We start from the raw sequence: 14,668 nt of genomic DNA on the forward strand, positions 1-14,668 counted from the left end.
TTTGTCATATTTCCTTTCGTTTATTGTGATTTTTTTCACATTAATACCTTTCTTTTTCCTGTACTCTTTATCGTAACAGTAACAAAGGGAGGGACTTTTCATGAAGGAAAAATTAGTCTTAATCGGAAATGGCATGGCCGGCATACGCTGCCTGGAGGAAATCATCGCCATCGAGCCCGAACGGTTCGATATCACGGTATTTGGGGATGAACCTCATGTGAATTACAACCGGATTATGCTGTCCAAAGTGCTTCAAGGCAACACGCAGATGGACGAAATTGTATTGAATCGCCGCAGCTGGTATGAAACGAACGGCATCCACCTCCACACTGGTGATGCGGTCGCCGCTATTGATTCGACTGGCAAAACGGTCACAAGTGTGTCTGGAAAAACGGTTCCTTATGACCATCTGATCATCGCAACCGGCTCAAACCCGTTTATTCTGCCACTTCCCGGCGCTGATCAGCAAGGCGTCATCGGCTTCCGCAACATTCAAGACTGTGAAACGATGATGACGTATGCGAAGAAGAAAAAACGGGCGGTTGTCATTGGCGGCGGGCTCCTCGGGCTGGAAGCGGCTCGAGGACTGCTGAATTTGAACATGGACGTCTATGTTGTGCACGTTCTCGACTCGCTGATGGAGGCGCAGCTGGATGCACAAGCGTCGGCCATGTTAAAAGAAGAACTGGAAGCGCAGGGCATGACCTTTCTAATGAATAAGCAAACAATCCAGTTAAATGGTGATGGTCATGTAACCGGCCTGACATTCAAGGATGGATCAGAGCTCGCAGCGGACCTTGTGGTGATGGCTGTCGGTATTCGCCCGAACATCAAGCTGGCGCAGGAAATCGGCCTTCAAACAAATCGGGCGATCATCGTCAATGACTACATGGAAACGAGTTTGCCGGATATTTATGCTGTCGGCGAATGCGCGGAGCACCGGGGTGTCGCCTATGGTCTTGTGGCCCCCCTTTACGAACAAGGAAAAACACTCGCCAAGCGTCTTGTGTCGGGCAGCCGGAGTGAAGTAACTCCTTACACTGGCTCGGTCGTATTCACCCAGCTGAAGGTTTCCGGTGTGGATGTGTTTTCTGCCGGCGATTTCCATGAAACAGAAGAAACCAAATCCATCCGTGTGCACGATGAATTCGACCGGGTGTATAAAAAAGTCGTCATTGAAGAAAACCGGGTTCGCGGTGCCGTTCTATTCGGCGACACATCGGATGCCCCCCGCCTCCTTGATTTGATGAGAAAACGCACCGATATTTCCTCTTTGAGCAAGGTGGAAATTCTGCCGGCAGAAAACAGTACGCCAGGTGAGCATCCTGTCGTCACGATGGCGGCCGATGAAATTGTCTGCGGCTGCAACGGCGTGACAAAGGGCCGGATTGTTCAAGCAATTGTTGAGGAAAACGCGGTCACACTTGATGGCGTCAAAGAAACGACGAATGCCTGCCGTTCCTGCGGCGGCTGCAAACCGATGATTGAAGCGCTTCTTGAGCATACGCTCGGTGAAGACTTTCAAGTAAAAACCGCGGATACACTGTGCAACTGTACCGATTTGAGTCATGAGCAGGTTGCGACGGAGATAAGAGAAAAAGGCCTTCAAACCACGAAGGAAGTCATGAACGTGCTCGGCTGGAAAAACGAAGAAGGCTGCTCGAAATGCCGCCCGGCGCTAAACTATTACCTCGGCATGATTCATCCGCTTGAGCATGAAGATGAGCCAGCGTCTCGCTTCGTAAATGAGCGCCTTCATGCCAATATTAATAAAGATGGCACCTTCTCGGTTGTGCCTCGCATGTACGGCGGTGTGACAGATGTCCAGCAGCTGCGCAAAATTGCCGATGTGGCGGAAAAGTACAACGTGCCGCTCCTAAAAGTAACCGGAGGCCAGCGGATCGACTTGTTCGGTGTGAAAAAAGAAGATTTGCCGCATGTGTGGAAGGAGCTTGACATGCCATCGGGCTACGCGTACGGCAAAACGCTTCGAACGGTTAAAACGTGCGTAGGTGAACGGTTTTGCCGGTTTGGCACGCAAGATTCCGTCGGCTTCGGCATCCGGATGGAGAAAAAGCTCGAAGGCATGAGCTCTCCGCACAAAGTAAAACTCGGCGTGTCGGCTTGTCCGCGCAACTGTGCCGAGTCGCTAATTAAGGATGTCGGACTTGTTGGACTTGAAGGCGGCTGGGACATTTACGTGGGTGGCAATGGTGGTGTTGATCTCCGTCAAGGCGAACTGCTCGGCCGCGTTGGAAATGATGATGAAGCCGAACAGCTCATTCTCGCTTTTTTACAGCTGTACCGTGAAAACGCCCGCTATCTTGAACGGACATCGGCATGGATTGAACGGGTCGGGCTCGAATCTGTGAAGGAGCAGGTTTTTGCCCGTCAGCCGGAGCTTGCCGCACGTCTGGAAATCACGCTTTCCACTTTCCAGGAGCCGTGGAAGGCCATTGTGGAAAATGACGAAGTAAAAAATCAGCTGTTTCAGCCAGGAGGAGTGCAGTAAGATGAGTGAAAAAGCATTGGTAGGCTCTATTGACGAATTTCCCGTCCAGCTTGGAAAAGAAGTCACAGCCGGAGGCCGAACACTGGCGGTGTTCCGGCTGACAGATGGCACATTTCGGGCGGTGACGAATGCCTGCCCTCATAAACAGGGTCCGCTCGCTGCCGGCATGGTCAGCGGTCATCACGTTTTCTGTCCGCTTCACGACCGGAAAATCAACCTGGACACCGGCGCAGTCGAAGCACCGGATACCGGCTGCACGGACACGTTTGATGTAGTTATTCAAGAAAACCAGGTGTATGTGATTGTATAGGAATACAGAAAGCCGAGCGATAGGACATCGCTCGGCTTTTGTTTTTGTTCGGCGCAATTATGGCGAATACGGCGCAATTCGTTGCGAATTGCGCCGTATTTCATTTAATTGCGCCTTAATCCACGTAATTGCGCCAACCCAGCCAACTCAAGAGGCAGATTAGTTTCTCGCTTTTTGCACTTTCAGCTGCTTGCCTTTTACAGTCGTTGTTTTCATCGCGCGCAGCACGGCCGCACCTTTTCCATTTAAAATTTCCACGTACGTGACGTTGTCTTGAATGGTGATAATGCCGATATCGGCTGCTTCAATGCCCGGCAGGTTGGAGATTGTGCCGACAAAATCAACAGCGCGCAGCTTTTTCTTTTTGCCGCCGTTAAAGTACAGCTTCATAATGTCTTTGTTCAGCTGCTCGCCTTTATCTTTTTTCGGCTCCGGCCGGACAGACATTTTTGCGTCAAATAAAGCTTTTGCTGCTTTTACTTTTGATGGCGACGGCGCATTGATCTGCTGGAGTTCAAAGCCGACAAATTCCTCAATCTCGTTCACGAACTTTTTCTCAAACGGAGACATAAGCGCAATCGCTTTTCCGGATTGCCCGGCACGTCCTGTCCGTCCTGTGCGGTGAACGTAGCTTTCTTTTTCAAGCGGCACGTCAAAATGGATGACGAGCGGAATGTCTTCCACATCAATGCCGCGCGCCGCCACGTCCGTTGCGCACAAATAACGGAAATCGCCGCGCTTGAACTTATTCATCACGTCAAAGCGGTCTTCCTGCACCATACCGCCGTGAAGCATGCCTGATGAAATACCTGCTCCGTCCAGTGCGTCGAATAATGTTTCCACCCGTTCCTGTGTGCGGCAAAATAAAATGGCGCTTTCCGGACTTTCAACTGTTAACACCTGCCGGGTCACATCCATTTTCTGTTCCTCTGCCACTGCAATCACTTCATGTGTGATCGCAGGAGCCGCGGCTTCCTTCGTGACGTCTATTCGTTTCGGGTCGTTCATATACGTATCCGCCAGGTGGACGATATCCGCCGGGAATGTGGCGGAAAACAGCATCGTCACACGCTCGGAAGGCAAACGCTCGATAATGGCGGATACTTGCTCAATAAACCCCATGTTTAACATTTCGTCCGCTTCATCAATGACGAGATACTGGATTTTCTGTACATCGAGCGTTTCTTTTTCGATATGATCCAGAACACGCCCCGGCGTACCGACGACAATATGTGTTTTTTGCTTGAGTTCCAGCTTTTGGCGGGCAAATGGCGACTTCCCGTAAATGGCGGTCGCTTTCGTCCGTTTAAAGCGGCCAATGTTGGTGATATCTTCTTTGACTTGAGCAGCCAGTTCTCGTGTTGGAGTCAGGACAAGCGCTTGAGGCTTATTTTCCTCCCAGTCTGTCAGCTCCACAAGCGGGATCGCGAACGATGCCGTTTTACCGCTGCCTGTTTGCGACTTGACAATTAAATCCTTCCTTAACAGCGCATCTGGAATAACCGCCTGCTGAACGGCGGTTGGCTTTTTATACGATAGTTCGGTGAGTGCCCGTTGAATTTCTGCACTGATCGAAAATTGACTAAATAATTGATTCATAACTGAACGACCTTCTTTTTGTTATAGAGTGTTAACCGTTTCTCATTATACGGTAGTTTGTTCAAAAGCGCTGATATATTTCACATCTTTCACATAAAAAAAGCCGTTCCCTGTAAAAGGAACAGCTCCAATTAAACGCCCGGAAACCAGCCTGGCGTCTGAATAATCGCATTCCAGAGCGGGTCCGGCACAACCAGCTTGTCCTGCGCGCTTTGATCAATTTTCACCGCGATGGTTTCTTCGCGGCCGCTTTCTACTTTTTGCACCCAATCCGGCTCAATAATAAGCCCACGGCCGATCGCCAACAGATCAACACCTGTTTCAAGTGCTTTCATCGCGTCGTCTGCTGTGTAAATCGAGCCGACACCAATAACAGGCACATCCTCGCCTGCACGCTCTTTAATGATTTCAAGACGTGTGCGGGAGTCCTCTACTCCACGGCGCGGCTCTGACCAGAACTCGCCTAATGAAACGTGCAAATAGTCGAGGTTTTTTTGTTTGAGTGCATCAATTAGCGACAGTGTATCTGCCATCGTAATGCCTGGTGTTTCCGGCTCTTCCGGAGAAAACCGGTAGCCGACCGCAAATGGACGCTCCGCTTTTGACGCCGCTTTTTTCACGGCATCCACAACAGCCATCGGAAACGCCAGGCGCTCGCCCCACTGGTCGGTCCGGCGATTGGAATGCGGGGAGAAAAATTGCTGAATCAAATAGCCATTCGCTCCATGAATTTCCACGCCGTCATACCCTGCTTCAATCGCACGGCGAGTGGTTTCACCAAAAGCATGAATGATTTCCTCTACTTCATCAGCAGAAAGCGCGCGCGGCACCGGGCTTCCTTCCGCTTCGGCCGGCACGCTGCTGGCACTGACCACATCGCCATCGACTAAGTGCGGCGGCACCATCCGTCCACCATGAAAAATTTGCAAAATGGCTTTTGCTCCTTTTTCCTGAATCGCGGATGCCAGACGTGAAAGGCTTGGAATCATTTCATCCCGGTCTCCGGCAAACTCGCCGGGGAACCCTTTCCCATTCGGTGTAACGTACGTGCAAGCTGTAATAACGGCTGCCACGCCTTCTGAACGGCGGGCATAATAAGAAACCTCTGCATCTGTCACCGTTCCATCCTCATGGGAAGAAAAGTTCGTCATAGGCGCCATGATTAAACGGTTTTTGAGCTCAACGCCGCTTTTAAGCGACGATTTTTCAAATAACGCTGAATAGGTTGATTTCATTGTCAGACTCCTTGTCCGTCTCCATTGATTTTACGCAACAGAGATATCCTTATGAATATTGCTTCTTTAATTCTTCAAGCTGCGCAGACAATTGCGCAAACCACTCTTCATCCTTCGTCAGCAGTGCCATGTCAATCAGCTGCTCAAGCGCTGCTTCGGCCGGCTCCTGCTTCGGCACGGACTGCAACGACTTTGTCAGAACACGAATCATGCGCCCTGCAAGCTCCTCATTCACTGAATCCACGATGTACACTTTCGTAATGTCTTCCGGGTTCTCTATTTTTACGACATATCCGTAGATTCTCTGTTTATCCCACGTTTCGCCTTGGACCCATTCACCGACATGAAATTGTGCTTTCTTCCCCATTTTTCTCACTTCCTGTTTGGACTGGTTACTTGTTTGCTTTAATTTTTTGCAAAACATCAGCAACCGTAAATTGATTTAAAAACGCTGTGTAGGCGCCTTCTGCTTCTTTAAAAATGTAATCCATTACACCTTGTGTATTTGAAGCCACTGGACAAATATGTTCCGGATCACCCGTCTGCCAGTTTGGCTGCAGCGCGCCTTTTGAAATGGCGTCATATACATGGCCAAGGGCAATTTGGTCGGGCATCATACCGAGCATATATCCCCCGCGAGTGCCTTCTTTCGTTTTCACGTAACCTTCTTTGCGGAGCGCACTCATCACTTTGCGTATGCGGGCCGGATTGGTTGCCACATTATGGGCAATGGCTTCACTTGAAGCCCGGTGTCCCGGCAAATACGCCAAAAAAACAAGACCATGAACCGCGATGGTGAAATCACTATTCAATCGTGCGTTCCCCTTCCTGAAAACGTACTGTAATTTTATTTTGTACAGTTTAAAAAGTCAATGGAAGTGATTTTACATGACAATTGACGCATTGTCAATAACCCTTTCGTGTCAATTGTCACCCATAAAAACAGACTGCCGATTAAACCGGCAGTCTGCATTTAAGAAGATAATACGTTTTGTTTCACGGCACGCCGCTGCCACACAATCGTAATGACGAGCGTCAGCGCCAGAAGCACAAGCCCCAGCATGAATGGATAATAAATATTTACATCGTACAGCAGCCCGGCACAGGTTGGGCCAAGCACGTTGCCGATCGACATGTACATATTGTTCATGCCCATCGCAAACCCTTGTTCATTTCCAGCCATTTTTGACACAAGTGTGTTTAACACCGGACGCAAAATCGACGTTGCACAGAAAATAAGAAGTGAAATGCCGAAAAACAGCCAGTAATTTTTAGCGAACAGTGAAACGAAAAAGCCAAAAGCGGCTATCGCGATAAATACGTTCAACACTTTTCCTTCTCCGTATTTCGTCACAATCCGGTCCACAATAAACAGCTGCACGATGACGCTGACGATTCCGGTTGAGGTAATCATAAACGCAATGTCCTGTGGAGAAGCGCCGAATTCGTTATCGACGAACAAGCCAAGCACCGACTCATACGCCATTAAGCCAAAGCTCATCACAAGTGTAATCACGAGTGGGATAAAATACGGCATTTTCACAGAACGAGCCAGCTTCTTCACCATCGACTCTTCCGGTGGACGATCGGCCATCACCGGCTGCACAGGGCGGTCCGGCTCCTTCAGCATGGCCACGGAGAAAATAACCGCAAACACGGACACAATGGCGGACACTAAAAAGGGTGTCTTCAAGCCGAAATCCGCTAGAAATCCGCCGATGCCAGGACCAACCACAATCCCGAACGACATAGCCGCTGAGATCATACTGTTTCCTTTTGCCCGCTGCTCAAACGTCGTAATATCCGCCACATAAGCAAAAATCGCCGGAATGAGAAGTGCGGCGCCAATGCCGCCAATTACACGTGACACATAAAGCATCCAGATGGAATCAAAGAAATAAAAGACAAAGCTTGAAACGGTCAGACCGAACAAGCCGTAAATGATCATTTTCCGGCGGCCATAATCATCCGCCCATTTTCCTGCCACCGGTGAAAACACCAGCTGGGCTCCTGCAAAAATCGCAATCATTAAACCGGCAGCCATTCCGCCCTGGTTAATTGACTCTAAATAAGCCGGCAAAATCGGAATGATAATCCCAAAGCTGCCAATGGCTATAAACATGTTAATCATTAAAATGATTAACTTTTTTCGCTGATCACCGGTCATGTAATATCCTCCTTTTGTATACGCTTGATTATTTTAGCAAATTGTTTCGGAAACGGAAATGATTTTATTCTGCAATTGACTCTTTTTTTAAAAGGGCTTATAATCCGAATCAGTACGAATAAAACTATTATTGTTTTCCTAGTTTTTTGCCCGAAGGAGATTATACCATGAAAGAACGCATTATGAATGCTTTTATTGAGGAAATTATTGAAAAAGGCATGAAATTCACGATGGATGACTTATCGAGGCGGCTTGGCATCAGCAAAAGAACGCTGTACGAGCACTTTCCATCTAAAGTGGCCATTTTAGATGCCATTATTGAATCCACGCTCACGTCTCTTGACGAGCGGACATCTGCCATTTTAACAAATCCAGAAATCGATCTGCTTGAGAAAATAAAACAAACGATCACAGTCGTGCCTACTTTTACCGAGTTTTATGACTCCCGTATATTAGACCAGATGAAGCGCACATATCCAGAACAGTGGGAAAAAATGAATGCGGCGCTCAGTCAATGGGACGATTTGAGACTGCTCATTGAGCAAGGCATTGAAGAAGGATTAATTGCCGAAACGAATGTTCAGCTTGTTATGAAGCTTATTATAGGCGCCACCAACACAACTTTGGACCGCCGCTTTTTCCAGGATAATCGAATTACAGTCGATGAAGCCTTTCATTCTATCGTAAACTTGATTTTATATGGACTTGTAAAAAGAGAGTAGTATTAGCGGAAGCTGATGCTGTTTTTCTTTGTCCTCACAAAACCAATAAAACAAAAATAGTTTTCTTATTTTAAAGGAGTGTTTTCCCGCATGAATGTTTCACTTAACAGCCAGTCTGTCGTCCGGCTGTTTATCCGTTACTTAATCCCCTCCATGATTGGCATGATGCTCATGGCGGCGAATGTGGTGATTGACGGCATTATGGTCGGCAGCCGTCTCGGTGCAGAGGCGCTGGCGGGTGTAGGCATTGCATCGCCTGTTTATACGATCTTTTTTGCTATCTCTCTTTGGATCGGCATCGGCGCTGCCACCCGTTATTCAATTGCTATGGGTGCGGCAGAAACGAAACAGGCGCGTGCGATCTTTACCCAGGCACTTGTGCTCGTTTTTTCCATCACGATTTTTATTGCCGTGGCCGCTTATTCGTTTCGCGAGCCGCTCGTGTACGCACTCGGCGCTAATAAAGAGACGTATCCGTATGCATCGGAATATATGACCGTCATGCTGTTATTTGGTTTTGTTTTCACCATTGAAAGTGTTTTTAGTGTATTTGTCCGAAACGACGGCGGGCCGAACCTTGCCATGACCGCTCTAGTGACAATGGCGCTGGCGAATATTATCTTGAATTATGTGTTTTTGTTCAAGCTAAACTGGGGCGTTTCCGGTGCGGCATTGGCGACTGTCATCTCATGCGGACTGGCCATCTTGGTTTTGTCTGCGCATTTTTTCAGCCGGTTCAGCAATTTAAAGCTCGTCCGGTTTGCGTTTGAAAAAAAGCTGATCTGGATCATCATCGCCGTCGGATTCCCAAGCTTTATCGCTGAAATTGGCATGTCTGTCTTTACCGTTTCCCATAATGTTCTGCTGGAAAAAATGGCGGGCACGGACGGTGTTGCCGCATTTTCGATTTTAAATTATGTGCACAGCGTCATGCTCATGCTGTTTTTCGGTATGGGCTCCGCCATTCAGCCACTCATCAGCTATTATCATGGCGCATTGAATGAAATCCGGAAAAAAGAAACGCTTCGACTCGCTCTTTTTGTTGCCGCTGGAGCCGGTTTCTTGTTTTTTATTATCGGCCAGGCAGCTGCGGGCCCGATCGTTTCTGTATTTGGCGACTTTTCTCCATCGGTAACCGCTCTGGCCATTGACGCCATCGGGCTGTTTTTCATCGGCTATTTGTTCATGGGCATTAACTTCATTATGATGACGTATTATCAATCGATTGGACGCGTGCGCATGGCCGTCTGGATCACGCTGGCCCGTCAAATTGTCATTATGCTTCTGCTCCTGGCCGTGCTGCCTTCTTTATTCGGTCTCGCTGGTGTTTGGCTGACCATTCCGGTTTCTGAGCTCATTGTGCTGTTGACCATTATCCAATACGAGCGAAAAGGACGCTTCAAGCGCGTGAACCAAAACCAAAAGCAGCTGAACGCTTAAAAAAAGAAGCAAGCCCGCTGATGGGCTGCTTCTTTTTTGTGTTACTTTTTGTATTCATTTTCCCAGAAATCCGCATTTTTAATGCCGAGTGCTTTCGGGTCAAACACCGGGTCTTTCCCTTGTTTTTTCTGTGTCTCGTAATCTTTCAACGCGAGAAGGGCCGGTTTGGCGAGCATCACGATTGCAATAACGTTCAGCCAGACCATGATGCCAAGTCCCGCATCCCCAAATGCCCAGGCAAGCGCCGATTCGTTTGTCGCACCGTAAAACGTTGTAATCAGCAAAACGAGGCGCAGCGCATTAATCGCGAGCGGGCTTGTTTTCCCTCTCATTAAATACGAAATATTCGTTTCAGCGATATAGTAGTAAGCCATAATCGTTGTGAAAGCGAAGAAGAACAAGGCAACTGCGACAAAACCCGCACCGAAGCCTGGAAGCACACTGTCAATGGCTGCCTGTGTAAAGCCAGGTCCCACTTCAACGCCTGCTAGATTTTCAACTACATATGGTCCTTCATCCGGACCTGTCGTTGTATTATACATGCCGGTAAATAAAATCATAAATGCTGTAGCTGAGCAGACAAATAGCGTATCAATGTATACAGAGAACGCCTGAACAAGACCTTGCTTTGCCGGGTGAGAGACTTCGGCCGCAGCTGCCGGGTGAGGACCTGTTCCCTGTCCTGCTTCATTTGAATAAATCCCGCGCTTAACGCCCCATGAAATGGCCATCCCCAGCAAACCGCCAAATACTTGATCCACACCGAACGCGCTCCGGAAAATAAGTGCAATAACAGATGGAAGCTCTGTAATGTTCATTAACACAATAATCAAAGAAATCAGAATATAGCCGAGTGCCATAAACGGAACAATCACCTGTGCTGCATGGGCAATCCGCTTAACCCCGCCGAAAATAATAAATGCGAGAAGCAAAACAACAACAATACCAGTCATAACAGGGCTGATGCCAAATGCATTGTTAATTCCTGCCGCAATGGAGTTAGACTGAACGCCAGGCATAAGCACAGCCATCGCAATCAGCGCTGCAAAAGCGAACAGCATAGCAAACCATTTAATGCCGATTCCTTTTTCAATATAGTATGCAGGACCACCGCGATATTGACCATCCTGCTTTGTTTTGTAAATCTGTGCAAGCGTCGATTCAATAAACGCACTGGACGCGCCGATAAACGCAATCGCCCACATCCAGAAAACCGCTCCAGGTCCCCCGTAAAAGATGGCTGAAGCAACCCCAGCAATGTTCCCGGTTCCCACTCGTCCGCTCAAGGCGATGGCAAGTGCCTGGAACGAAGAAACCCCTGCATCTGAACTTTTTCCTTGAAACATCAATCTAACCATTTCTTTAATGTGACGCACTTGCAATAAGCGGGTCATGATCGAAAAAACAAGACCGACACCGAGTAAAATATAAATAACCGGCGTACTCCATAAAATTGAATTTAACCATGTCACGAAGGCTTCCAAACAACATCTCTCCATTTCTGTCTCTGAGGTGATTTACTTTTTTAGAATAAATGAAAATGTAAAAAATAACAATACCCATGTTATGTTTTCTTACACAAAAAGAAGAAAGAACGCTTTCTTTTCACCCCCTAATTGTAAGCGCTATCTAAATGACCATTCTATCATGCCTTATTTTCATTAAAATGTAAATTATTTTTTTGACTTTTCAATTTATTATGGAAGAAAAACAAAAAGCGTTCAGCTCAGGGCCGAACGCTTTCGCATTGTTTGGTTTTACGACGTAATAAAATCGCCGCCGTTTACATGAATCGTCTGGCCTGTGACGTACGTGGAGTCGTTTGAAGCCAGGTACACAAATGCAGGCGCATTTTCTGAAGGCTGTCCGCGGCGTCCCATCGGCGTATCTGCTCCGTGCTTCGCTACTTTTTCCTCATCAAAAGTCGCAGGGATAAGCGGCGTCCAAATAGGACCCGGTGCCACTGCATTCACCCGAATGCCTTTTTCAGCCAGGTTCGCAGCAAGGGAGCGGGTAAAGGTTGTAATGGCTCCTTTTGTCGATGAATAATCGATGAGCTCCGGCGCACCGCGGTAAGCTGTCACGGACGACGTGTTTACGATGGTATCCCCTTTTTGCATATGAGGAAGCGCTGCCTGGCTTAAATAGAACATGGAGAAAATATTTGTCTGGAACGTTTCCTGCAGCTGTTCCGGCGTAATCGACAAGAAATCCTTTGTCGGAAACTGTTTGCCGGCATTGTTCACCAGCACATTTAAGCTGCCGAATTCAGAAACGACCTTATCAACGAGCTTTTTGCAGTTTTCCACATCGCTTACATCCGTTGCGATGCTGAATGCTTTCACACCGTATGCTTCAATCAGCTTGACCGTTTTCTCAGCATCGCCGTCTTCATTCAAGTAGGCAATCGCCACATTGGCGCCTTCCTTCGCAAAAGCGATCGCGACCGCACGGCCAATTCCGGAATCGCCCCCTGTGACCAGCGCCGTTTTGCCGGCCAGCTTGCCTGACCCCTGGTAATCCTGATCATCATAAATCGGTTCAGGCGTCATTTCAGACTCGATTCCCGGCTGCTGGCTTTGTGTTTGCGGTGGTGTTTCCTCATGAATTCGTTCGAATTTATCCTTTGCCACAATATCCATCTCCATCCATTTTTAATGTACAAGGAAAGTATTCCCCTCTAATGAAAAGATAAACATGTTATAATGGGGCAAAAAGGATGGAAGCCGATGATTGAATATGAGCAGCTGCACCATGTGGGGTTAAATGTGACCGATTTAGAAAAAGCGAAAGTTTTTTATGGAGAAGTCCTTTGTCTTCCCGAACTAAAGCGTCCCCCGTTCGACTTTGAAGGTGCCTGGTACGCGGCCGGCAGTCAGCAGATTCACCTGCTCGTTTTACCGGAGTCCCAGACAATCCGCCACGATCCTTTTCTATCCAGCCGTGAAGGACATCTGGCTCTTCGGGTCAAAAGCTATGAGCAAACACGAGAATGGCTAGAAAAAATGAACATCCCGATGTTGGAGAAGCCAAACAGTGTCAGCGGATTTGCCCAGATTTTTGTGTCAGATCCAGACGGGAATTTGATTGAACTTCACGTAGAACGAAACAAATAAGGACGGGCATCGGCCCAATTCTGTGCTGTTATGGCGCAATCATCCTATCGACGGCGCAATGAAAGCACATTTGCGCCGTAATCACTTTTTATTTACTTATTTAATTTTGAATTTTGCACATAATGAAACAAGAAAATAATGAACCCCGTTTAACAGGATTCACTGGATTCTTGTTGCCGATTTTTGTTTCTGCGCCCCAGAAGTGCATATAAAGCAAGCAAAACAGACAAAAAAGTGACGGACACATACCAGGGCATTTTTTCCATCGCTTCTCCGAATGCAGTGTACAGCAGCGCTGGCGTGATCACGCCTAAAATCGAATATTGCATGTACTCACGATAGGATCTCGTCATGTCCATTAAATAGATAGACAGCAAATGAAAGTGGACAAATGGCATCACACGAAGAATCATGACCTGGCCGATCGTCATTTTTCGCTCCCCCGCCACCTTTCTCTTCACTTTCATCATCCGCTCCCGAACAAATGGAAACCGATTGACGATTTTATAAAAAACCGCCCCCATTAACGACAGCCCAATGATCGAATAAATCGCCCCTTGTACAAACCCGAATAAATAGCCTCCCGCAATACAAATAACAACGACCGGCAAAAACAAAAAAGGCCGGAGCAAATGAAGCAATATAAAGAAAACCGGCCCAAGCCAGCCTGCCTGCTCAATAATTCCTTCAATCCATCTTTCCACTTCCATCATATTCGTTCACCTCTCTGCTTTTAGTGTAGCAGATTTCAAGCAGGAGGAAACGGCTTCTTTCCTTTTACAATTCATTTAAAAGAAGAGACACAAACAAGCCAAGCGCTGCCAGAAACCCAACAATCGGCCCCCCTTCTTCAAACGCTTCGGGCATCATTGTCGAACCGACCATTGCGATGATTCCGCCCCCTGCAAAAGCAGCGATCGCCGCCATGACCTCTAAAGAAGCACCTCCAAGGAAAAAATAGCCCGCCCAGGCACTGAATCCAGATATAAACAACACAGTGATCCAAAGAATGAAAATGTTCTTTTTTGAATAGCCGCTCTTCATCAAACCCGTTGTACTGGAAAGGCCTTCAGGAACATTGCTGATGAAAATCGCGATCACGAGCAGCAAGCTGACACCCTGGCCGGCGAGAAGGCTTGCGCCAATCATAATCGATTCAGGGATCGCATCCATGACCGTTCCAATAAAAATCGCAATCCCAGAGCCTTGATCGGACGATTGCGAATGAGACCGTTTCCGTTTGGACGCGCCCTTTTTAGAAATGGCGATATCCAGCAGGGTGAAAACGAGCGCTCCTGCTAGAAAACCAGTCCCTGTCGCCAAAAATCCTCCTTTTTCTACTGATTCACCGAGTAGCTCATACGTAGCCGCACCGATTAAAACGCCTGTACCAAACGCCATTATGTAGCCGATCACTTTTTTTTGGATCGGCAAAAACAACGCAGCGAGTGCTCCGAGCAATACGGCAGAACCCGAAACCCCGCCCCACATGAAGGCATGCCACATACTTCCCCCTCCTTTTTCTTTTTCAATTCCCTAACGATCTTTTATTAAAACGACTAATATT

General features: G+C 47.8%; 14 protein-coding genes. 5 read left to right on the top strand and 9 right to left on the bottom strand.

Annotated features, from left to right (window positions below; genetic code table 11):
• Positions 1-100: 100 nt before the first annotated feature.
• Together nirB and nirD are read left to right on the top strand one after the other, a co-directional pair.
• A complete protein-coding gene (nirB, locus tag BW952_RS01370) occupies positions 101-2,512 on the top strand; it encodes a nitrite reductase large subunit NirB (protein WP_045849527.1) in 2,412 nt (803 codons plus the stop codon).
• Between the two features lies 1 nt (position 2,513).
• The gene (gene nirD / locus BW952_RS01375) at positions 2,514-2,822 is read left to right on the top strand and encodes a nitrite reductase small subunit NirD (protein WP_045849526.1); all 309 of its coding nucleotides are present in this window, start codon (positions 2,514-2,516) and stop codon (positions 2,820-2,822) included.
• Between the two features lie 159 nt (positions 2,823-2,981).
• Here the strand turns inward: nirD and BW952_RS01380 are convergent, their stop codons facing one another.
• The 5 genes from BW952_RS01380 to BW952_RS01400 form a co-directional block, all read right to left on the bottom strand.
• Positions 2,982-4,421, bottom strand: a complete 1,440-nt coding sequence (locus BW952_RS01380; RefSeq protein WP_045849525.1) for a DEAD/DEAH box helicase — start codon at positions 4,419-4,421, stop codon at positions 2,982-2,984.
• 131 nt (positions 4,422-4,552) lie between these two features.
• Positions 4,553-5,656, bottom strand: a complete 1,104-nt coding sequence (locus BW952_RS01385) for an NADH-dependent flavin oxidoreductase (protein ID WP_045849524.1) — start codon at positions 5,654-5,656, stop codon at positions 4,553-4,555.
• A gap of 49 nt (positions 5,657-5,705) precedes the next feature.
• A complete protein-coding gene (locus BW952_RS01390; RefSeq protein WP_052698359.1) occupies positions 5,706-6,023 on the bottom strand; it encodes an IDEAL domain-containing protein in 318 nt (105 codons plus the stop codon).
• Between the two features lie 25 nt (positions 6,024-6,048).
• Positions 6,049-6,468 (bottom strand): RrF2 family transcriptional regulator, encoded by a 420-nt coding sequence (locus BW952_RS01395; RefSeq protein WP_045849523.1) that lies wholly within the window; start codon positions 6,466-6,468, stop codon positions 6,049-6,051.
• A 161-nt stretch (positions 6,469-6,629) separates the two neighbouring features.
• The gene (locus BW952_RS01400) at positions 6,630-7,823 is read right to left on the bottom strand and encodes an MFS transporter (protein WP_045849522.1); all 1,194 of its coding nucleotides are present in this window, start codon (positions 7,821-7,823) and stop codon (positions 6,630-6,632) included.
• A gap of 167 nt (positions 7,824-7,990) precedes the next feature.
• On the opposite strand from BW952_RS01400, the gene BW952_RS01405 reads away from it, so the two are divergent.
• Positions 7,991-8,545, top strand: coding sequence for a TetR/AcrR family transcriptional regulator (locus BW952_RS01405; RefSeq protein ID WP_045849521.1), 555 nt, complete (start codon positions 7,991-7,993; stop codon positions 8,543-8,545).
• Between the two features lie 90 nt (positions 8,546-8,635).
• A complete protein-coding gene (locus BW952_RS01410) occupies positions 8,636-9,985 on the top strand; it encodes an MATE family efflux transporter (RefSeq protein WP_045849520.1) in 1,350 nt (449 codons plus the stop codon).
• Positions 9,986-10,026: 41 nt separating this feature from the next.
• On the opposite strand, the gene BW952_RS01415 is transcribed toward BW952_RS01410, so the two are convergent.
• Together BW952_RS01415 and BW952_RS01420 are read right to left on the bottom strand one after the other, a co-directional pair.
• On the bottom strand, positions 10,027-11,484 hold the full coding sequence (locus BW952_RS01415; protein WP_094031932.1) for an alanine/glycine:cation symporter family protein: 1,458 nt from the start codon (positions 11,482-11,484) through the stop codon (positions 10,027-10,029).
• 258 nt (positions 11,485-11,742) lie between these two features.
• Positions 11,743-12,627 (bottom strand): SDR family oxidoreductase, encoded by an 885-nt coding sequence (locus tag BW952_RS01420; protein WP_414735776.1) that lies wholly within the window; start codon positions 12,625-12,627, stop codon positions 11,743-11,745.
• A gap of 87 nt (positions 12,628-12,714) precedes the next feature.
• Here BW952_RS01420 and BW952_RS01425 point away from each other — a divergent pair, with 87 nt between their 5' ends.
• Entirely contained in the window at positions 12,715-13,101 is a 387-nt protein-coding gene (locus BW952_RS01425; protein ID WP_045849518.1) for a VOC family protein, read from the top strand.
• 149 nt (positions 13,102-13,250) lie between these two features.
• Here BW952_RS01425 and BW952_RS01430 read toward each other — a convergent pair whose 3' ends face one another.
• Both BW952_RS01430 and BW952_RS01435 read right to left on the bottom strand, forming a co-directional pair.
• A complete protein-coding gene (locus BW952_RS01430) occupies positions 13,251-13,814 on the bottom strand; it encodes a TVP38/TMEM64 family protein (RefSeq protein ID WP_045849517.1) in 564 nt (187 codons plus the stop codon).
• Positions 13,815-13,878: 64 nt separating this feature from the next.
• Positions 13,879-14,607: a ZIP family metal transporter gene (locus BW952_RS01435; RefSeq protein ID WP_045849516.1), complete on the bottom strand. Its 729-nt coding sequence runs from the start codon at positions 14,605-14,607 to the stop codon at positions 13,879-13,881.
• Between the last annotated feature and the right edge of the window lie 61 nt (positions 14,608-14,668).

It is taken from the genome of Domibacillus enclensis, assembly GCF_900156125.1.
Lineage (GTDB): Bacteria > Bacillota > Bacilli > Bacillales > Domibacillaceae > Domibacillus > Domibacillus enclensis.

Bases quoted from the DNA above. Each gene is read 5' to 3' on its own strand.
- BW952_RS01380 (WP_045849525.1), bottom strand. From the start codon at position 4,421: ATGAATCAATTATTTAGTCAATTTTCGATCAGTGCAGAAATTCAACGG.
- BW952_RS01390 (WP_052698359.1), bottom strand. From the start codon at position 6,023: ATGGGGAAGAAAGCACAATTTCATGTCGGTGAATGGGTCCAAGGCGAA.
- BW952_RS01430 (WP_045849517.1), bottom strand. From the start codon at position 13,814: ATGATGGAAGTGGAAAGATGGATTGAAGGAATTATTGAGCAGGCAGGC.
- BW952_RS01410 (WP_045849520.1), top strand. From the start codon at position 8,636: ATGAATGTTTCACTTAACAGCCAGTCTGTCGTCCGGCTGTTTATCCGT.
- BW952_RS01385 (WP_045849524.1), bottom strand. From the start codon at position 5,656: ATGAAATCAACCTATTCAGCGTTATTTGAAAAATCGTCGCTTAAAAGC.
- nirD (WP_045849526.1), top strand. From the start codon at position 2,514: ATGAGTGAAAAAGCATTGGTAGGCTCTATTGACGAATTTCCCGTCCAG.
- BW952_RS01425 (WP_045849518.1), top strand. From the start codon at position 12,715: ATGATTGAATATGAGCAGCTGCACCATGTGGGGTTAAATGTGACCGAT.
- BW952_RS01435 (WP_045849516.1), bottom strand. From the start codon at position 14,607: ATGTGGCATGCCTTCATGTGGGGCGGGGTTTCGGGTTCTGCCGTATTG.
- nirB (WP_045849527.1), top strand. From the start codon at position 101: ATGAAGGAAAAATTAGTCTTAATCGGAAATGGCATGGCCGGCATACGC.
- BW952_RS01420 (WP_414735776.1), bottom strand. From the start codon at position 12,627: ATGGATATTGTGGCAAAGGATAAATTCGAACGAATTCATGAGGAAACA.
- BW952_RS01415 (WP_094031932.1), bottom strand. From the start codon at position 11,484: ATGGAGAGATGTTGTTTGGAAGCCTTCGTGACATGGTTAAATTCAATT.
- BW952_RS01405 (WP_045849521.1), top strand. From the start codon at position 7,991: ATGAAAGAACGCATTATGAATGCTTTTATTGAGGAAATTATTGAAAAA.
- BW952_RS01400 (WP_045849522.1), bottom strand. From the start codon at position 7,823: ATGACCGGTGATCAGCGAAAAAAGTTAATCATTTTAATGATTAACATG.